This is a genomic window from Bacteroides salyersiae (genome assembly GCF_031172035.1).
GTDB lineage: Bacteria > Bacteroidota > Bacteroidia > Bacteroidales > Bacteroidaceae > Bacteroides > Bacteroides salyersiae.
Map to the genome: position 1 here is coordinate 1,220,979 of NZ_CP133452.1, position 18,088 is coordinate 1,239,066.

19 protein-coding genes are annotated in these 18,088 nt (G+C 41.0%); 7 read left to right on the forward strand and 12 right to left on the reverse strand.

Annotated elements, in window-relative coordinates; genetic code table 11:
• Positions 1-40: 40 nt before the first annotated feature.
• Positions 41-1,018: a polyprenyl synthetase family protein gene (locus tag RB604_RS04525; RefSeq protein ID WP_005927813.1), complete on the forward strand. Its 978-nt coding sequence runs from the start codon at positions 41-43 to the stop codon at positions 1,016-1,018.
• Here the strand turns inward: RB604_RS04525 and RB604_RS04530 are convergent.
• From RB604_RS04530 to RB604_RS04585, 12 genes are all read right to left on the reverse strand, one after another.
• Positions 994-1,713 (reverse strand): DUF1266 domain-containing protein, encoded by a 720-nt coding sequence (locus RB604_RS04530; RefSeq protein WP_007479478.1) that lies wholly within the window; start codon positions 1,711-1,713, stop codon positions 994-996. The two genes, RB604_RS04525 and RB604_RS04530, sit on opposite strands and share 25 nt — an antisense overlap.
• 408 nt (positions 1,714-2,121) lie before the next feature.
• Positions 2,122-3,024: a deoxyribose-phosphate aldolase gene (deoC, locus tag RB604_RS04535; RefSeq protein WP_055293980.1), complete on the reverse strand. Its 903-nt coding sequence runs from the start codon at positions 3,022-3,024 to the stop codon at positions 2,122-2,124.
• Positions 3,011-3,349: a nucleotide pyrophosphohydrolase gene (locus tag RB604_RS04540; RefSeq protein ID WP_005927806.1), complete on the reverse strand. Its 339-nt coding sequence runs from the start codon at positions 3,347-3,349 to the stop codon at positions 3,011-3,013. The genes deoC and RB604_RS04540 overlap by 14 nt, the downstream gene beginning before the upstream one ends.
• Positions 3,349-3,801 carry a D-aminoacyl-tRNA deacylase gene (gene dtd, locus RB604_RS04545; protein ID WP_005927803.1) on the reverse strand — a complete coding sequence of 151 codons (453 nt, stop codon included), beginning with the start codon at positions 3,799-3,801 and terminating at the stop codon, positions 3,349-3,351. The genes RB604_RS04540 and dtd overlap by 1 nt, the downstream gene beginning before the upstream one ends.
• A gap of 166 nt (positions 3,802-3,967) precedes the next feature.
• A complete protein-coding gene (gene uvrC, locus RB604_RS04550; RefSeq protein WP_007479471.1) occupies positions 3,968-5,812 on the reverse strand; it encodes an excinuclease ABC subunit UvrC in 1,845 nt (614 codons plus the stop codon).
• Positions 5,813-5,863: 51 nt separating this feature from the next.
• Complete coding sequence (locus RB604_RS04555) at positions 5,864-6,394, reverse strand: adenine phosphoribosyltransferase (RefSeq protein ID WP_122282119.1); 531 nt, start codon at positions 6,392-6,394, stop codon at positions 5,864-5,866.
• Between the two features lie 50 nt (positions 6,395-6,444).
• Complete coding sequence (gene mnmG / locus RB604_RS04560) at positions 6,445-8,319, reverse strand: tRNA uridine-5-carboxymethylaminomethyl(34) synthesis enzyme MnmG (protein WP_007479468.1); 1,875 nt, start codon at positions 8,317-8,319, stop codon at positions 6,445-6,447.
• 198 nt (positions 8,320-8,517) lie between these two features.
• Positions 8,518-9,426, reverse strand: a complete 909-nt coding sequence (locus RB604_RS04565) for an alkaline phosphatase family protein (protein ID WP_005927793.1) — start codon at positions 9,424-9,426, stop codon at positions 8,518-8,520.
• 758 nt (positions 9,427-10,184) lie between these two features.
• Complete coding sequence (locus RB604_RS04570; RefSeq protein ID WP_129649191.1) at positions 10,185-11,060, reverse strand: IS3 family transposase; 876 nt, start codon at positions 11,058-11,060, stop codon at positions 10,185-10,187.
• A gap of 8 nt (positions 11,061-11,068) precedes the next feature.
• The gene (locus RB604_RS04575) at positions 11,069-11,458 is read right to left on the reverse strand and encodes a hypothetical protein (RefSeq protein ID WP_005924744.1); all 390 of its coding nucleotides are present in this window, start codon (positions 11,456-11,458) and stop codon (positions 11,069-11,071) included.
• A 237-nt stretch (positions 11,459-11,695) separates the two neighbouring features.
• Positions 11,696-12,112 carry an rRNA maturation RNase YbeY gene (gene ybeY, locus RB604_RS04580; RefSeq protein WP_005927791.1) on the reverse strand — a complete coding sequence of 139 codons (417 nt, stop codon included), beginning with the start codon at positions 12,110-12,112 and terminating at the stop codon, positions 11,696-11,698.
• Between the two features lie 12 nt (positions 12,113-12,124).
• A complete protein-coding gene (locus tag RB604_RS04585) occupies positions 12,125-13,357 on the reverse strand; it encodes a spore maturation protein (protein WP_005927789.1) in 1,233 nt (410 codons plus the stop codon).
• 120 nt (positions 13,358-13,477) lie between these two features.
• Here RB604_RS04585 and RB604_RS04590 point away from each other — a divergent pair, with 120 nt between their 5' ends.
• The 6 genes from RB604_RS04590 (at position 13,478) to RB604_RS04615 (ending at position 18,042) form a co-directional block, all read left to right on the forward strand.
• Positions 13,478-14,182, forward strand: a complete 705-nt coding sequence (locus RB604_RS04590; RefSeq protein ID WP_021936117.1) for a DNA alkylation repair protein — start codon at positions 13,478-13,480, stop codon at positions 14,180-14,182.
• Between the two features lie 508 nt (positions 14,183-14,690).
• Positions 14,691-15,131, forward strand: coding sequence for a hypothetical protein (locus tag RB604_RS04595; protein WP_229103531.1), 441 nt, complete (start codon positions 14,691-14,693; stop codon positions 15,129-15,131).
• Between the two features lie 30 nt (positions 15,132-15,161).
• Complete coding sequence (locus RB604_RS04600) at positions 15,162-15,503, forward strand: hypothetical protein (RefSeq protein ID WP_055293200.1); 342 nt, start codon at positions 15,162-15,164, stop codon at positions 15,501-15,503.
• Positions 15,504-15,514: 11 nt separating this feature from the next.
• Positions 15,515-15,826, forward strand: a complete 312-nt coding sequence (locus tag RB604_RS04605; protein ID WP_005927778.1) for a Cys-Xaa-Xaa-Xaa repeat radical SAM target protein — start codon at positions 15,515-15,517, stop codon at positions 15,824-15,826.
• Between the two features lie 13 nt (positions 15,827-15,839).
• The gene (locus RB604_RS04610; RefSeq protein WP_021936119.1) at positions 15,840-17,096 is read left to right on the forward strand and encodes a radical SAM peptide maturase, CXXX-repeat target family; all 1,257 of its coding nucleotides are present in this window, start codon (positions 15,840-15,842) and stop codon (positions 17,094-17,096) included.
• 4 nt (positions 17,097-17,100) lie between these two features.
• Positions 17,101-18,042 carry a CXXX repeat peptide maturase gene (locus tag RB604_RS04615; RefSeq protein ID WP_055293202.1) on the forward strand — a complete coding sequence of 314 codons (942 nt, stop codon included), beginning with the start codon at positions 17,101-17,103 and terminating at the stop codon, positions 18,040-18,042.
• Positions 18,043-18,088: the final 46 nt, after the last annotated feature.

Sequence of the window (18,088 nt, forward strand, 5' to 3'; positions counted from 1 at the left end):
ACCGTTTTATTATTACTTTTGTGCTCAAATTGTGTCATATATGGATAGTTTACCCCTAATAAAGTCTCCGATAACAACGGAACTGGAAGACTTTAAGAGACTATTTGATAGTTCTCTGTCCAGTTCGAATCTTCTGCTGAATAACGTGATTGCTCATATCCGGCAGAGGAATGGGAAGATGATGCGTCCTATTTTAGTGTTATTGGTGGCACGTTTGTATGGTGCTATTCGGCCTGCCACTCTTCATGCGGCTGTTGCGCTGGAACTTCTTCATACGGCCAGCCTTGTTCACGATGATGTGGTGGATGAGAGTACCGAGCGTCGCGGGCAGCTCTCTGTTAATGCCATTTATAATAATAAAGTAGCGGTGTTGGTGGGTGATTTTCTACTGGCTACCAGTCTTGTGCATGCCGGAAAAACGATGAGTCACGAGATATTGGAGGTTGTTTCTTGTCTGGGCCAAGATTTGGCTGAAGGCGAATTGTTGCAGCTTTCCAATGTAAGCAATCCGCAATTCTCTGAAGAAATCTATTTCGATGTGATTCGTAAGAAGACAGCAGCGCTCTTTGCTGCTTGTACTAAATCGGCGGCATTATCTGTGCATGCTGATGATGAAAAGGCGGAGATTGCCCGTTTGTTTGGCGAATATATTGGGATTTGTTTTCAGATAAAAGATGATATTTTTGATTATTTTGAGAATAAAGCGCTTGGTAAGCCGACGGGTAATGACATGTTGGAAGGGAAATTGACTTTGCCTGCCATTTATGCTTTAAATTCTACTGCCGATGCGTGGGCACAGGAAGTAGCTGTCAGAATAAAGGAGGGTACTGCTACATCCGGTGAAATCGCCCGTTTGATAGAGTTCTCCAAAGAGAATGGTGGCATCGAATATGCCGTAGAGAAGATGAAGTTTTACAAAGAAAAAGCCCTTGATTTACTCCACACCATCACATCTGGTTCCGATGTTTGTGAAGCGCTTGAAGCTTATCTCGATTATGTGGTTGATAGGGAGAAATGATTTTTTCTCCATGGACTGTTTTCATCTTGTGTGGCCAGGAGAAAGTATCTGATTGCTCTGTCGGCTTCTTCTTTTTTGTCCGTTATCATGGCTTGTCCGATTAAATAACTCTTTCCTATTTCATTCCAGTTCCGGAATGTCTGTCGGCATTGTTCTCCTGCATATTTAATATATTCCCAAGCGGTTTTTTCGTCGATATATCCGGTTTCGCAAGCGATTCGTGCCCAACTGATCAGTTCTCCCATATCCCATGCCAGAATCCCCCGTTTAAGGTCTTCTTTTTCGATGGATACGATGTTTTTCTTATCCACATATTCCAAGAAATGATATAAGTTTTTAGCGCGGTGTATAAACAATTCTATGCCGAAAAAACGTTCGCGAAGGATTCTTTCTGTTTCGTCTCCGTTGTTGGCTGTGAGCAGATAAGGTATAAGGATGGAGTAGGAGGTTCGTTCGCCTTCGTTGCGAAGGAGGGACAGCATTTCGATGATAGCGGCTTCCTGTTTCAGCTGTGGCGTTTCTGCCAGTAGTCGATGGAGTCTTTCATGTTCTATGCCTGTCTCCAAACTATCGACAAAAAGGCCCGTTTTCATACTGGATATTAGCCCGATAAGCAAATTCTGTGTATTGTTGACTGCTAAGATGTCGTTTCTTTTGTTCGGGTTGAAACGTACTGAAATACTGTTTTGTTCCATACTCTTGTCTTTTTTAATCTTTTGTTAACCGAAAAGCGTGAGAACTGTTGCTCTGTATCTTTCCTGGGGCTTCGGCAAGCCGTTATGACGATACAAGCAACAGTCTCACGCTCCGTTCGATATATAACAAGAGTATATACGTGAAGGTGCGTGAGACCCGTTTGCTTATTACCTTTCATAACATGAATTTTGCCGAATTCCAGGAAAAAGATAATAAATGAAACGTTCTCTAATACAGTGCATTATCCTATTCTCTATAGTCTAATGTCCGGCAAAGATAGTAAAAATATGAGTATTTGTAAGTAAGGAACTTTAGTTTTTCTTAATTATAGATATGAGTTTGCAATCGTAGCAGGAGTCTTAATATGAAAACTCCCCCTCTTTGCGGGAGGAGGAGTTGGCAGTATGTCAGAAGAATTTTGTTTCTTCACCTTTTATTTCAGAAAGCAGCAGGTTCGCTAATCGGCTTGTTCCCAAGCGGAATAATTCGTTGTTTAACCATTCCTCTCCTAATATTTCCTTGACTATGGTGTAATAAATCAGTGCATCATTTACAGTATTGATGCCTCCGGCCGGTTTGAATCCGACCTTGTTTCCGGTCTTATCGTAATACTCTTTGATGGCTTCACACATTACATATGCTGCTTCCGGAGTGGCTGCCGGTTGCTGTTTTCCGGTAGATGTTTTGATAAAATCCGCTCCCGAGTACATGGATAGGATAGAGGCCTTTTTGATGTTGGAGGCTGTTTTTAAAGCTCCGGTTTCAAGGATTACTTTCAGATGGCGTTCTTTACAGGTGTCTTTCAATTCCTGAATTTCCTCACACATCGTTTCGTAGTCTCCGCTAAGGAATTTCCCGACGGAAATAACGATGTCTATTTCATCAGCACCTTCCATTAGCGCCATGGCTGTTTCGGCTATTTTTACTTCGATAAATGTTTGCGAAGAAGGGAAACCTGCTGATACACAGGCTATCTTTATCCCGTCAACATCCAATGTGTTTTTAACGGCTTCTGCAAAGTTCGGATATACGCAAATAGCAGCTACGTTTTTCAAGTCGGGAAACTCGTTATCGAACTGATTTACCTTTTCAGTAAATTTCATAATGCTTTCATCGTTGTCCGTACTGTTCAGACTTGTAAGATCTATACAATTGAAAAGGAGTTTTTTTACCTTTTCCGTATTATTTTCCGCTACTTTGTTTGCAATGATTGCAGCTACGCGGGCTTGCACGTCGGCATCGCTCAGGTTGGTATTGTACTTAGCCAACGCGGCTTCATACTTGCTTAGGTGGGTGTCATTCTGTTCCATGGTCACTCAATTTGGGGTTATTTATATGTCTTTTATTATCTCTTTGGGTCTTCTTTTCCAGATTGCGGGTGAAGGCATCGGTGAGATCTACACCGGTTTGATTGGCGATGCAAAGAAGTACCCAGAGTACATCTGCCATTTCATCGGAAAGGTTGTCTTTCTCTCCTTCCTTGAAAGATTGGTCACCATACTTGCGTGCCATTATACGCGCCAATTCACCTACTTCTTCGGTGAGTACGGCCATATTCGTAAGTTCGCTGAAGTAGCGCACTCCGTACTTTTTTATCCACAGGTCTACCTGTTTTTGAGCTTCTTCCAGTGTCATTATTCTTTGTTTTTGGTATCTATACAAATGGTTACCGGGCCGTCGTTCAGTAGTTCCACTTTCATGTCTGCACCAAATTCTCCCGTACCTATCTCCTTACCAAGGAGAGAACTCAATTCTCTGCAAAATTGTTCGTAAATAGGGATGGAAATATCCGGCTTAGCTGCTTTTATATACGATGGACGATTTCCTTTCTTGGTTGATGCATGTAGGGTGAACTGGCTGATTACCAGTATTTCACCTCCAGTCTCTACGATCGATTTGTTCATAATTCCATTTTCGTCATCAAAGATGCGGAGACTGATAATTTTTTTACACAGCCATGTAATGTCTTCTGTTCCGTCGGCTTCTTCGATGCCTACGAGGATTAACATTCCTTTTTTTATGGCTGATTTGCAGTGCCCGTCAATGGTTACTGATGCATGGCCGACACGCTGTATTACTACTCTCATTTTCTCTTTTATATTGCTTTTGGAAAGGCAAATTTACAAAAAACGTTATAGATAATCAGAAGTTTAAATGGTTTTTCTCAAAAAAATATTTAAATCGGTATAGGGAATGAAAAGTGCAGTGTGCTAAATAAGTTGATACAGGTTATTTAGTGCACTACATGTTGATCTATTGCCGGTTGGTGGCTTCCGGGGTAGGGAGTGCCTCTTTGATAATTTTGGCTTTTGCTTCTCCTGCGATGGCGCTGATTTCTTCCAATGAAGCCTCTTTTATGCGCTTTACACTTTTGAATTCTTTTAGTAAGGCTGTTTTTGTTTTCTCTCCGATACCCTTAATCGTGTCTAATGCAGATGCTACTTGGCGTTTGCTGCGTTTATCGCGGTGGAAAGTGATGGCAAAACGATGTACTTCATTTTGTATCTGTTCCAGTAATTTAAAGAGGGGAGAATGTTGTTTTAACCCAATGGTTTGCGGTGGAAAGCCGAATAAAAGTTCGGAAGTCCGGTGTTTTCTGTCTTTGGCAAGACCGGCAATGGGTATGGTGAGATGCAATTCTTCCATAACCTGTCTTACGGCTTCCATTTGCCCTTTTCCACCGTCGGTAATGATCAGGTCGGGAAGAGTGCTCTCTTCGTCTATGGCGCGCTGATAACGTCTTCTGACCACTTCTTTCATGGATGCATAGTCGTCCGGTCCTTCTACCGTTTTGATAATGTATTTCCGGTAGTCCTGTTTGGATGGTTTAACCTTTTTGAATACTACGCAGGCGGCTACGGCATCCGATCCTTGAATGTTGGAGTTGTCGAAACATTCTATTTGAAGGGGTGGTCTGTCTAAATGTAGCTCTTGTTGTATCTCTTTCATCAATCGCATGCTTCTCTGCTCCGGATTTAGCTTTTCCGCTTGTTTCATGCGGTCGGCTTTGTATTGCTTAACGTTGAGTTGCGACAGTTCAAGGAGCTTTTTCTTGTCACCGCGTTGCGGTACGGTGAAAACCACGTTACTTAACTCCATGTCTATTTCAAACGGTACGATAATCTCTCGTGAGAGGCTTTTGTAACGTTCGCGCATTTCAATGATGCCCAGTGTAAGAAGTTCTTCTTTGCTTTCGTTCAGCCTTTTTTTGTATTCGAAAGTGAAAGCTTGGTTGATTGCTCCGTTAGTGATGTGCAGGTAGTTGACAAAAGCGGAGTTGTTCTCGTCTTCTTCAATGGAAAACACGTCGATATTATGCAATATTGAACTTACTACTTCGGATTTGGAACGGTAATTTTCTATCAAAGTATATTTCTCTTTGATCTTTTGTGCTTCCTCAAATTTCATCTCGGTTGCCAGTTCCTGCATTTGCTGAAATAGCATGCGGCTGATATCTTGTGTGTTTCCTTTTAGAATTTCTTTGATTTCACCGATGTTTCTTAAATATTCTTCCTGCGATTGCAATCCGATACAAGGACCGGCGCAATTTTTTATGTGATATTCAAGGCAAACACTGAATTTTCCGGCACGGATATTTTCCGGTGAAAGGTTTAAATTGCAAGTGCGTAGCGGATAGAGGTGCTTGATGAGATCGAGTACGGCATTCATCGATGGCATATGGCTATATGGGCCATAATAAGAGGAACCGTTACGGATAATCTTTCTGGTTTTGAATATGCGCGGGAAGTATTCGTTTTGTACGCAAATAGACGGATAGGTCTTATCGTCTTTCAGTAATACATTATACCGAGGCTTGTATTTTTTTATCAGGTTGTTTTCTAATAAAAGAGCGTCTTCCTCGGAATTGACTACGATATAACGTATATCGGCTATTTTGCTGACTAATACTCTTGTTTTTCCAGGTTCGTGTTCTTTGCTGAAATAGGAATATACTCTTCTTTTTAAGTTTTTTGCTTTTCCTACATATATAATTACTCCTTCGGCATTTAAATATTGATAAATACCGGGGCCTTCCGGGAGATTTGCTACAATCCCTTTCAGGTATTCGCTGGTTTTGGTTTTCTGATCGGCTTCCATATTAAAAAGGGCGTAGCTGTATGGCTACGCCCTGCAAATATAGGAAATTATTTATAAAGACAATACCGATTCTATTTCTACATCGTCTCCAAATACGGCCTTTCCGTTCAACTCTTTTAGCTCGATGATAAAGTTTACGTATACTTTTTTCGGCTTTAGCTTTTTGACCAGTTCACAGGCAGCTTTCATTGTTCCACCTGTAGCCAACAGATCGTCGTGCAGTAATACGATATCGTTTTCATCTAAAGCGTCTTTATGTATCTGTATCGTGTCTTTTCCGTATTCTTTGTCGTAACTCTCTTCAATCGTTTCGGCGGGTAATTTCCCGGGTTTACGGATCGGGATAAAGCCTGCGTCTAATCGTGTGGCGAGAATTGGTCCCATAATGAAGCCTCTGGATTCTATTCCCACTACTTTTGTGATTCCTTTATCTTTATACATCTCATACATTGTATCCGAAAGTTCCTGCAAGCATGCAGCATCTTTGAATAGGGTAGTAACATCATAAAAGAGTATTCCCGGAATGGGAAAATCGGGTATTTCCCGAATGCTTTTGATAAGCCTTTCTTTGCTCATAATCATTGATTTATTTCGTTTCTTTAAATGTTTTGTTTCACGTGAAACGCACGCTCTTATCTTCCTGAAAGTACCAACAGCACGTTGATGTCGCTTGGTGATACCCCCGGAATTCGGCTCGCTTGTGCTATAGTCTCCGGATCTATCTTGACTAACTTTTGTCTTGCTTCGGTGGATAGGGATTGAATGGAATTATAATCAAATTTTCCTTTGATTTTGATACTCTCCAACCGGGCAAGCTTGTCTGCGATAATTCGTTCGCGGCCGATGTACCCTTCGTATTTAATCAGTATTTCTGCAGCCTCGATAATTTCTTCTTTGCGTTCTGTGATTTCGTCGAGTACCCGTTTGAATGCCGGCACATGTTCGGCTATATTTTCTACTGTGATTTGAGGACGGTTTATTAGGTCTATCAATTTACATCCCTGACGTAGAGGAGTAGTACCCAGTTTTTCGAGTGAATCGTTGATAAGTGCCGCTTTTATCGAATAGTTGCGCGCGAAAGAGACAATGCGTTCTATCGCTTCTCGCTTCTTTTTTAGCAATGTATATCTATCATCTTTTGCTAATCCCAATTTCCATGCTTTTTCTGTCAAGCGCATGTCTGCGTCGTCCATTCGTAATAGAATGCGATATTCAGCACGGGAAGTAAACATCCGGTAAGGTTCGTCTACTCCTTTGGTTACAAGATCATCGATGAGTACTCCGATATATGCTTCGTCACGCGCCAGTGTAAACGGTTCACCTCCATGACAATTGATATGTGCATTGATACCGGCAATGATTCCTTGGCCGCCGGCTTCTTCATATCCGGTAGTTCCGTTTACTTGTCCGGCAAAGAATAAGTTTTTGATTTTCTTCGATTCCAACGAATGTTTTAGTTGGGTCGGATCAAAGAAGTCATACTCAATCGCATATCCGGGACGATAAATAACCAAATCTTTAAAAGCAGGAATCTTCTTCAACGCTTCAATTTGTATGCTCATAGGGAGTGAAGAAGAGAATCCGTTCAAGTATAATTCTTGTGTGGTTTCCCCTTCGGGCTCCAAAAACAATTGGTGTTGCTCTTTATCGGGAAAGGTGACGATTTTAGTTTCTATACTTGGGCAGTAGCGTGGCCCTATACTTTGAATTTGTCCGTTGAAAAGGGGAGATTCGGACAATCCTTCACGCAAAATACGATGTGACTCAGGGTTGGTGAAACATGTCCAGCATTGTAGCTGTTTGAGATGACGCACGTGAGTATCCATGAAAGAGAATTTATGGAAATCGGCTTCTCCGTCTTGCGTATCCATTAATTCATAATGCACGCTTCGTCCGTCTATACGCACAGGGGTACCTGTCTTCATCCGACCATAGCTGATACCATGCCGTGCGATGGATTCGGTCAACTGGTAAGATGCCGGTTCTGCCATACGTCCGCCCGGCAGCATGTTTTTCCCAACGTGCATCAGTCCGTTGAGGAATGTACCTGCGGTAAGTATTACACATTTTGCATGAAAAGTAACTCCCCACATTGTTTCTAATCCCACAACTTCTCCGTTTTCAACGAGCAATTCTTTTACTGTATCTTGCCAGATGTGAAGATTGGGTGTGTTTTCTAATGCTTCTCTCCAAGCCCAGATAAATTTATTGCGGTCGCATTGCGCGCGCGGACTCCACATTGCCGGCCCTTTCGAGCGGTTCAAGATACGGAATTGAATGGCTGTTTGGTCCGTTATCAGTCCCATTTGCCCACCCAGCGCATCTATTTCACGTACAATTTGTCCTTTGGCGATACCGCCTATTGCCGGATTGCAACTCATCTGGCCGATTTTATTCATATCCATCGTGATGAGACAGGTTTTTGAGCCCAGGTTTGCTGAGGCTGCTGCTGCTTCACAACCGGCATGGCCGGCACCGATTACTATTACGTCGTACTTAAAGTCCATTCGTTTTAATACTTCTTTTTCAAACGGTGCAAAGTTACGAAAAAGTTCTGTTTTTATAATGAAAAAGAGAGTTATAAGCACTTAAGAAGATGGGCTGTGGGGCATATGAGTGCGCTCCAAAAGTCAGATATAAAACTTTTGGAGCGCATTCATGGTTATAATGTGGGCGATTTGATGGTAGGGGTGCACCCTTTCCGCTTATTTGAACACTTGTTTCATCGGGCGTCCTATCCATACTTGTGGCTGTTTTAGGCCGAATACATAGGCGATGGTGGATGCCACATCATATTGCATCATACTTTCATTGAAATTCAATCCTTTTTTGATGTTTTTTCCGCAAATAATAAAAGGAGTTTCCATTTCATTCATTGTTTTTCCGCCGTGACCTTTATTGATACCACCGTGGTCGGCTGTTATGATGAAAATAGTCTGGTCAAATGTTCCTGCATCTTTGGTAGCTTGGATGATTTGTCCGATATATCCGTCCAGTTCTTTTAGTTTTGCATAGTATTCGGGCGTGTCATGACCGACACCATGACCTATGTGATCGGGGTTATCAAATGCCACAAGGGTAAGGGCGGGTTTCTTTTCTTTCAAATAGCTTACGGCCATTTCGCACAGGGCAGTGGGGTGTTTGTTGTAATCCGGAGCTTGTTGGTAATAACTCAATGCAAGCGTGTCTACCAGGTATTTGATGCCGTTCCATTCGTATAAGCAACCTATTTCCGCTTCCGGAGAAGCATCACGTAGTAGTTGGAAGATGGTTGGGAAAATACCGTGTTGGTTCAATTCGCGTGACGGAAGTTCCGGCGTTTTGGATCCCCATTCGGTATAGCCGTGTAGTTCGGGACCGGCTCCCATAAACATGGAGGCCCAATTAATGGCGCTTGACGAGGGGAGTGCCGAACGTTTTTTCAACGTGTACGCTCCATTCGCCATCACGTTTTTGATGTTGGGAATATCCGCTTTTTCTACACTGTATGCTCCCCATCCGTCCAGGCCGATCAGAACGACGTGTTGCGCTTTCCTTTTGGTGGCAAAACTGTTGGGAACTACGATAAACAGGGCAAATAATAGGATTGCCCAAGTTGAAAATAAATGTTTCATGGTTTATAGTTTTATAAATGGTTAATGTTTATAATATACATAATTTTAATTTTACGTCGACCCTGGAATGGTTTATCATTCGAGTTATGCAAATAAAGTGGATTTCGTCCAGTGAGAATTGTACTCTGTGTTTTGGTAATTACCATAATTGTATTTCGGACAAAATTACCCCTTATTAAAGATAATACATGTCGGTTTTGATTGGGTATTGGATGGTGGAGAACCTTGCATAAACATATATTTAGTTGCTTTATGACTTAGGCAAAGTGATGGATGTATTCTAATTGAATTTATGTTAGATATTTCATCTTATTCTTAGTAAATAATGGTCTGTATCCTTACATTGTTGGAACTCTATTTTCCATTCGTACAACATCCGGATGTTCTTATCTAAAACATGGGGATGTTGTCATATAAAACATCCGGGTGTTGTGATGCAGAACATGGGGATGTTGTGAGGGCTTGGGACTGTACTGATGTGTACTGGATTTAGTTGACAACTTCGATTGTTATTACTGTATTCGTTCACTCAACAATTTTCAATACCTGAATAGGTTTACATTTCTGTTTGTTAGCCCTACTGTAGTTGTCCTATTTGGATTTCCAAATATAATGCTAATTATTCTATTTATTCCAATGTTGTTGAACTGATTTTTGTTATTATCTCGTTTGCCAAGAAATATCCTTGGTCGGGGATCGCCGTGCGGCAAGGGGCGTGACCACCCGTCCCGACGAGCACAACCTGAGTCGGGGCACTTTCATACCTTCTCCTCCTTTATAATTTCCATTGGTGTGCGCATTTTCAAAGCTTGGTGTGGCCGGATATTATTATATGTGTACACAGCCTGTTTAATACGTTCTTCCACCTGGTTAAAAGTCTCCTTCCCGCAGTCAAAGAGCCATCCGTTCTTAATAGTATTGTTCATCCGCTCGGCCAATGCATTATGCAGAGGATCACCACACTGTGTCATGCTTATGCTTATATGTTGTGCTTTTAACGTGTCAACGTATTGGTTTGAGCAGTATTGAACCCCACGGTCTGAATGATGTATCAACCCGCTGATGTCTATCCCGTTCTCTCTGTAAAACAGGAAAGCTGACTCCAAAGCTTTCATCGGGCCTTCCGTTGTCAATGAAGGACAGAACGAATAGCCTACTATTGCACGACTGTGGCTATCAGTAAGCAAGGACAGGTATGCCCAGCCATCCCTGGTGGAGACATAGGTAATATCTGCCACAACCATACTTCCGCTTGTGCTTGCTACGAACTTAGGTGTCGTGTTCAGCAAATCAGGATATATATAATAATTATGATTGGAGTTCGTTGTTTTGGGACGTACACGCTTCTTCCTCTGGACCAGACCATTAGAGCGGAATATCTCATAGCACTGGTCACGACCTATCACCATTTTCTCCTTAAAGTAACGAACACAGCATACATATAGCTCACGCATACCCGATTGGGGCATTAAAGTTCTTAATTCTTTGCAATACAGAACAATACTTGTCTTCAAAACATTAACTTCACACTGTCTGTCCACATGTTTATAGTAACCTTGTCTGGTTATGCCGAAGTAACCACAGAGTCTGTTCAGACCACCGCATTTACGGTTGACCGAGCCTCTCTGTGACAAGGTGTCGATTACTTGGCATCTGAGTTTTTTCGCACGGGGATATGATAGGTCTGCTCTGTCAGATCAATTAGCACCTCGCAGGCTTCATGAAGCATCTTTGTCGTATCCAAATCCCGTTGAAGTTGACGGTTAGACTTGTGTAACGTTTCATTTTCAGCACGAAGCTGAGCAATAAGGGCCGCTGAGTCTTCGTCTATCAGCTGTGGATCAATGATGGATTTTTGCATCTTAGGATCTTCTATCTCGTACATTTTCATCCAGCGGGACAATGTACCTAAACTTAATCCATTACGTCGTTCAAATGTTTTCCGACGGTCGGAGCTGGAAAGATACTCGCGAATATAAGACTTACTTTCCAATTCTGTAAACTTTCTGTGAGGTTTTCTTTTGGTTGACATACTTTTTTTGATTTAGAAAGTGTCAACTTATTCAGTACACTACAGTACTGATAAACAGATATAATATATCTATTGTACATTGAGAAGTGTATCTTGTTATGTATATTGTTGATATATAATATATTATAGCGATGTCTTACTCCTTGAAACAGGGATAAATACCTCTTTTATGGATCAGCGATAAAATCTTTTTTATGACTGAATATGCCTTTCCCATTAACAAGATTATTCGTCGGTTTATTTTCTTATTTCCAATGCCCTGTTTTCGGCTGCTTCCATAATTTCGCGCTCACCCGGCCCTTTATCGTTAATGCCGCACAGGTGAAGGATACCATGGATGATTGTTCGGTGAAGTTCCTCATCATACGTAGTCTTGAATTGTTCGGAGTTGGTTTTTACTGTGTCCAGACTGATGAAAAGATCGCCGGAAAGACGATCACCCTCACAATAATCGAAAGTAATGATATCCGTGTAGTAATCGTGTTGCAGATACTGGCGATTTACCTCCAGTATTTTTTCGTCCGAACAGAAAATATACGCGATTTCACCGACTTTTTTGCCATATGTGGCAGCCACAGATTTAATCCATTCCGTTGTTTCCCTTTTTTTGATATCGGGCATTTTTACGCCCTCTGTCTGATAAGTTACAGCCATGATATTGATGTATTAAAAGAAGAATAAATAACTGATTAGTATGGCGGCAATGATTCCTGAGAAGTCGGCTATCAGCCCGCACGTAACTGCGTTACGTGTTTTAGTGATGCCTACGCTGCCGAAGTACACTGCTAAAATATAAAACGTTGTGTCCGAAGCACCGCGTACAACGCAACTGACGCGCGATACGAAAGAGTCCGGTCCGAATTCTTTCATCGTATCGATCATCAATCCGTTGGCAGCGCTTCCACTGAGCGATTTCATCAATCCGGTGGGTAGAGCGCCGACAAAGCTCGTGTCCAGTCCGCAGAGTCCTACTACATAGCCAATACCGTCTACGAGGATATCCATTGCCCCGGAAGTACGGAATACAGCAATACCTACCAGAAAAGCGACCAGATAAGGAATGATGCGTACGGCGGTGGTGAAACCCTCTTTCGCCCCTTCTACAAAAGAGTCGTATACATTGATCTTTTTTCGTATTCCCGTCAAGATGAAAAGAATGATGACTCCGAACAGTATGATGTTGGCTATCAGCGTAGAATAGGTTCCCATTTCTTCGCGTGAAAGGGTGGTGAAGAGATACATCAACCCTCCGAAAATGAGACTCAGGATGCCGATTAATATTAGTATAGGCTTGTTTATCAGATTGATACGTTGAGATATACTGACGGCAATCACTCCAACCAATGTCGAGACGAACGTACTCAATAGGATAGGGATAAAAATATCGGTTGGTTGTGCCGCTCCCATCTGTGCACGATATACCATGATGGAGATAGGTATAAGTATCAGCCCCGAAGTATTGATAACGAGAAACATAATCATCGGGTTACTGGCTGTGTCTTTTTGGGGATTCAGTTCTTGCAGTTCTTTCATTGCTTTCAGTCCCATCGGAGTAGCGGCATTGTCGAGTCCTAACATATTGGCAGACATATTCATGAATATGGATCCCATTACCGGATGTCCTTTCGGAATATCCGGAAAGAGACGACAAAACACAGGACTCAGCCATCGGGACAGTGCATTGATAAGGCCGCTGTTTTCTCCGATTTTCATAATGCCTAACCACAAAGACAAAACACCGGTCAATCCGAGTGAGACTTCAAAGGCGGTCTTTGACGAATCAAAAGTGGAATTGATGATATCGGTAAATATTTGTGTGTTTCCTGTAAAGATGAGCTTTCCTAATGCCACAATAAAAGCGACGATGAAGAATGCTATCCAGATGTAATTTAAAACCATAGTCTGATTACTGTATTATCTGCAAAAATAGATATAACTTTCCATTATTCCCCCATATTTTGTTTATTTTTGGTGCGGATTGCTTTACTGCAAGCCGCTTGAATTTATACGGAAGATCATATGAGAACAAAGGCAGCAGAGATTCAGAAAGAGTTGGAAATGTATATCGACCCGGTGAAAAGGGAGTATTTGCCCAATTTTTTCAAAACAGGAAAAGGGCAGTATGGTGAGGGTGATAAATTTCTCGGGATTGTCGTTCCCAATACCCGCCTGGTGGCAAAGCGTCATAAAGAAGAACCGTTTGAAGTGATAGCGGATTTATTAGAGAGTGAGTGGCATGAATGCCGCTTATGTGCATTGCTGATGTTGGTGGAGCGTTTCAAGAAGTCCGGTGAAAAGGCACGAAAAGAGATTTATGATTTCTATCTGACACAGACTGTCCGTATTAATAACTGGGATTTGGTGGACCTGTCTGCTCCTTATATTGTAGGAGAATATTTAAAGGATAACCCCCGTGAGGATTTGTACCGTCTGGCTGACAGCACACTTCTTTGGGAGCAGCGTATTGCAGTAGTTTCTACGATTACACTGATCAGAAATGATGATTTTATCGACATTCTTCGTCTTTCCGAATTGTTGTTGCATCATAAACATGACCTGATGCAAAAAGCCATAGGTTGGATGCTCCGTGAGATGGGTAAACGCGACCAGAACCTGCTGTTACAGTTTCTTGATAAACATGCCGGTGAAATGCCCCGTACGATGCTTCGCTATTCGATAGAAAAGCTGACGGAGGAAGAACGGAAATATTATATGAAACGGTAATGTTACTGTATTTGCGTACGCTTATAATATTTTGATTACTTTATCTTGAAGTATATGATTCATTAAAGTGCGGCAATATGACCGAATAATTAATTTAATGTGGGTTAAGATACATGTTTTAAAAATAGAAAATAATTTTGTGAAAGAGTTTGTTGTTAAATAAAAAAGTGCTTCCTTTGCAAGGAATAATCTCAACTTTAAGAGTAAAGGAGATTTATAAAATGTAAAAAAAGACGTTTACGGCATTATCTTTTGGATTCCAAACTTCGCAAATTTGAAACCTCCAAAAAAGATAGAGCAACGGAAACGTCCACTTTAGATTATATCTAAACATTACGCGCGACGTGGTGTTCTGTATATCTATCTTGACGTGGGCTGTGTACGTTGCTTATCTTTGGAGGTAGGCAATGCGAAGGCCTGGAATCTGGATAAGCAAAAGTACAGACTCCCACGTCTTTTTTGTATAATACCGAATCCGGGGAGGCTATAGGCACATGAACATGACGCAATGCAATTACAAACATCTGTAAAGGAACGGATGCGGTTTTTCTTGTTCCTCTTTTTATTCTTATTTTCTTTTATACTTGCACATGGTGAAGAGTATGTGTTTAGTAAACTTTTTGATTCCGATTTCCGACAGGTTGACTCCAGTCATCCACTCTGCCTTAACCTAAAAGGGCGTATGTATAATCTGGGATTTTTCAAAGACTTTTATGGTAATTCAACGATTTCTTTGCTTATCAATGGGGAATCGGTTGGTATGTATGCATATGAGCAGTATCAGAACGGTTGGTACATTTATAAATCCTGTATTCCTTATGCCGGCTGTGCCACCTTATATGTTTACAAGGATAAATCTGTTATCCGGCACTCCGGATTATATGATGCAGGGTACTTCTCCGAGGCTCGCTTGATTCCTGCGCAGAATAAGATACGACCAGACTGGTAATATTATATATTAATAATCAATCTATTATTTATGAAAGAGAAAAAAAAGAATGAAGAATTTCACTCCAGACGTGAATTCTTTAAAAAAGCACTGAAAGGAATACTTCCTTTTTTAGGGGCTGTTATGATCGTTCCTTCTATTTTGTCTTCTTGTGACGATCCTGACGATGACGAATCGTATGGTGGTGGCGGTTCTTCCGGTGGCGGTTCTTCAAGTTGCTCTACTTGTGTAGGAGGGTGTGGAGCGAGTTGTGCCACTGCATGTCGGGGGAAGTCGTCTTATTATCCTTCTGGATGTTCGGGAACTTGTAAAAGTGCGTGTTTAAGTACATGTAAGGGTTTGTGTATGGCTACTGCCCGGAAAGGGCTTTAAATATTTAAGGTATGAAAAAGAAAATCAAGAATGAAGAACTTTATTCAAGGCGTGAATTCTTCAAAAAAGCAGTGAAAACAGCCTTGCCGATTATAGCTACAGTGGTATTGGTTAGCAATCCTGTTGCTTCTAAAGCGGCTAAAGTCGCTATGGGGTGTGAAAGTTATTGTACAGGTTCTTGTTACCGTGCCTGCTATCATGGCTGTAACAACACCTGTATGGGAACTTGTGAGAGAACTTGCCAAGGTAGTTGTATTGGGACCTGTCGAGGTACCTGTACAGGCTCGTGTACAGGTTCATGTGCGGGATGGAATAACTATTAACATGTAAAAGGATATGCTGCATTTAGTGGGTATATCCTTTTTAAATCATAAAATGATGGGACAAATAAAGGAAGCTAAAAAACTGTGGCAAGATGGCATAGCTAAAAATATAACTTTTATTGTTACGAAAGATTGCCAATTAGCATGTAAATATTGTTATCTCGTAGGTAAGAACTCGAAAGAACGTATGTCTTGGGACATTGCCAAACAAGCTATTGATTATATATTGGATAATGAACAGAGTTTTCAGGAAAAATCAGTAGTTTGGGACTTTATCGGCGGAGAGCCTTTTCTTGAAATAGAATTGATAGAAAAAATATGTAATTATATAAAGATTGAATTGTTTAAACGAAATCATCATTGGTTTGATTCATATCGCTTTAGTTTTTCTACTAATGGTCTTAATTATCATGAGGAAAAAGTACAGAGCTTTATTAAGAAAAATATAGATCATTTGAGTATCGGTATAACTATTGACGGGACAGAATTAAAACATGATCTTAACCGTATTTATAAGAACACCGGAAAAGGCTCATATAAGGATGTGGTACGAAATATTCCGCTGTGGTTAGAACAGTTTCCCGGTGACGGTACTAAAGTGACGATTAGTAGCCCGGATCTCCCGTATATAAAAGAAAGTGTCTTGCATTTGTATAATTTAGGTATTCATGAGGTCAATATTAATTGTGTATTCGAAGATGTATGGCAAGAGGGTGATGACTCTTTGTTTGAGGAGCAACTGATTCAACTGGCCGATTCGATTATTGATAATGGACTTTATGAGAAAAACGATTGCTCTTTTTTTTCCGAGCATTTGGGTAAGCCTTTGGACTGTAAATTGCAAAATCAGAATTGGTGTGGTGCCGGAATGATGTTGGCGGTAGATGCGGCCGGTAACTTTTATCCTTGTACACGTTTTGCCCAATATTCTCTCCGAAACAAAAAAGCATGGATTATAGGTAATGTGCATGATGGTCTTGATAAAAATAAATTGCGTCCTTTTTTAACTCTTGACCGATGTACACAAAGTACCCCGGAATGTATTGATTGCGAGGCGGCTGAGGGATGCGCTTGGTGTCAAGGTGAGAATTATGATGCGGCGGATACAAATACGATTTATCAACGTAGTACGGCTATTTGCAAAATGCATAAAGCGCGTGTTCGAGCCAATAATTACTATTGGAACAAACTTTACCGGAAACTGGAATCGGAGGATGAATGTGACAGGTCTGGAACGGGCAAGAATGAGTCAAACGATATAAATAGTTAATTTTATGCTTCAATATCTTGTAATTTTATTAGACGATACGAGCGTTTCTTATTGTCATTATGATAACCGGAAATCTGAACACAGATTAATTAGTCTGGAAAATTTAAAGGAAGGTATTCTTTTTGCTATGAAAGAAAACCTGATGCTTCAATTTGTGTATCCGCATTATGAATTACCGCAAGCCTATAAAGATGAGATAGAAACAATCGATCATAGCAAAATTGTTCCGGTAGAATACCGGGATGAGGCTGATGTGGTGGTTCTTGATGATTGGGAACAGTTGTCGGTATCAGGTTGTGATATTCAAAAAACTTATGTATTGAGAACAGGAAAGACCGGCTTCTTTAAAAATTATACAATTCTTAATGAAGTGTTGGATAAGGTTTTAAGGTTGAATGTTGTTCTGGTTGATATTGATACCTTTACCGAATCTGATTTCGATATCTATAAATCGGTTTTAGATGAATTGGCTTTAAAACTGAAAGGCATGTATCTGGAAGGAATGGCTCCGCAATTGAATTTATTGACCGACCGTATGATGCTGGACAAAATGAATAATTGTAATGCCGGAGTTGAAAATATTACATTGGCTCCTGATGGTAAATTCTATATTTGTCCTGCATTTTATTTGGCTGACGACGGGTATTCCATCGGCAGCTTGGTTGAAGTTTTGGATATAAAAAATCCAAAACTCTATAAACTATCTTACGCACCTCTGTGTCGCAATTGTGATGCATACCAATGTAAACGGTGTATTTGGATGAATTGGAAAACGACTTTAGAGGTAAATACACCCTCGCATGAGCAGTGTGTAGTAGCTCATCTGGAGCGTAATACCTCTCGCTCATTACTGCTTGATATTCGCCGGTACGGGACATTTCTTCCCGGACATGAGATAAAAGAGATTACATATTTGGATCCATTTGATGTGAGACAGGAGTTTTGATGTGTTATAAGGATACTCTTATGGAGTATGCTTTCCTCGGGAAAGT

What these genes read in the sequence shown, in the direction of transcription:
- RB604_RS04525 (WP_005927813.1), top strand. Translation starts at nt 41, where the DNA reads ATGGATAGTTTACCCCTAATAAAGTCTCCGATAACAACGGAACTGGAA.
- RB604_RS04530 (WP_007479478.1), bottom strand. Translation starts at nt 1,713, where the DNA reads ATGGAACAAAACAGTATTTCAGTACGTTTCAACCCGAACAAAAGAAAC.
- deoC (WP_055293980.1), bottom strand. Translation starts at nt 3,024, where the DNA reads ATGGAACAGAATGACACCCACCTAAGCAAGTATGAAGCCGCGTTGGCT.
- RB604_RS04540 (WP_005927806.1), bottom strand. Translation starts at nt 3,349, where the DNA reads ATGACACTGGAAGAAGCTCAAAAACAGGTAGACCTGTGGATAAAAAAG.
- dtd (WP_005927803.1), bottom strand. Translation starts at nt 3,801, where the DNA reads ATGAGAGTAGTAATACAGCGTGTCGGCCATGCATCAGTAACCATTGAC.
- uvrC (WP_007479471.1), bottom strand. Translation starts at nt 5,812, where the DNA reads ATGGAAGCCGATCAGAAAACCAAAACCAGCGAATACCTGAAAGGGATT.
- RB604_RS04555 (WP_122282119.1), bottom strand. Translation starts at nt 6,394, where the DNA reads ATGATTATGAGCAAAGAAAGGCTTATCAAAAGCATTCGGGAAATACCC.
- mnmG (WP_007479468.1), bottom strand. Translation starts at nt 8,319, where the DNA reads ATGGACTTTAAGTACGACGTAATAGTAATCGGTGCCGGCCATGCCGGT.
- RB604_RS04565 (WP_005927793.1), bottom strand. Translation starts at nt 9,426, where the DNA reads ATGAAACATTTATTTTCAACTTGGGCAATCCTATTATTTGCCCTGTTT.
- RB604_RS04575 (WP_005924744.1), bottom strand. Translation starts at nt 11,458, where the DNA reads ATGTCAACCAAAAGAAAACCTCACAGAAAGTTTACAGAATTGGAAAGT.
- ybeY (WP_005927791.1), bottom strand. Translation starts at nt 12,112, where the DNA reads ATGGCTGTAACTTATCAGACAGAGGGCGTAAAAATGCCCGATATCAAA.
- RB604_RS04585 (WP_005927789.1), bottom strand. Translation starts at nt 13,357, where the DNA reads ATGGTTTTAAATTACATCTGGATAGCATTCTTCATCGTCGCTTTTATT.
- RB604_RS04590 (WP_021936117.1), top strand. Translation starts at nt 13,478, where the DNA reads ATGAGAACAAAGGCAGCAGAGATTCAGAAAGAGTTGGAAATGTATATC.
- RB604_RS04595 (WP_229103531.1), top strand. Translation starts at nt 14,691, where the DNA reads ATGCAATTACAAACATCTGTAAAGGAACGGATGCGGTTTTTCTTGTTC.
- RB604_RS04600 (WP_055293200.1), top strand. Translation starts at nt 15,162, where the DNA reads ATGAAAGAGAAAAAAAAGAATGAAGAATTTCACTCCAGACGTGAATTC.
- RB604_RS04605 (WP_005927778.1), top strand. Translation starts at nt 15,515, where the DNA reads ATGAAAAAGAAAATCAAGAATGAAGAACTTTATTCAAGGCGTGAATTC.
- RB604_RS04610 (WP_021936119.1), top strand. Translation starts at nt 15,840, where the DNA reads ATGCTGCATTTAGTGGGTATATCCTTTTTAAATCATAAAATGATGGGA.
- RB604_RS04615 (WP_055293202.1), top strand. Translation starts at nt 17,101, where the DNA reads ATGCTTCAATATCTTGTAATTTTATTAGACGATACGAGCGTTTCTTAT.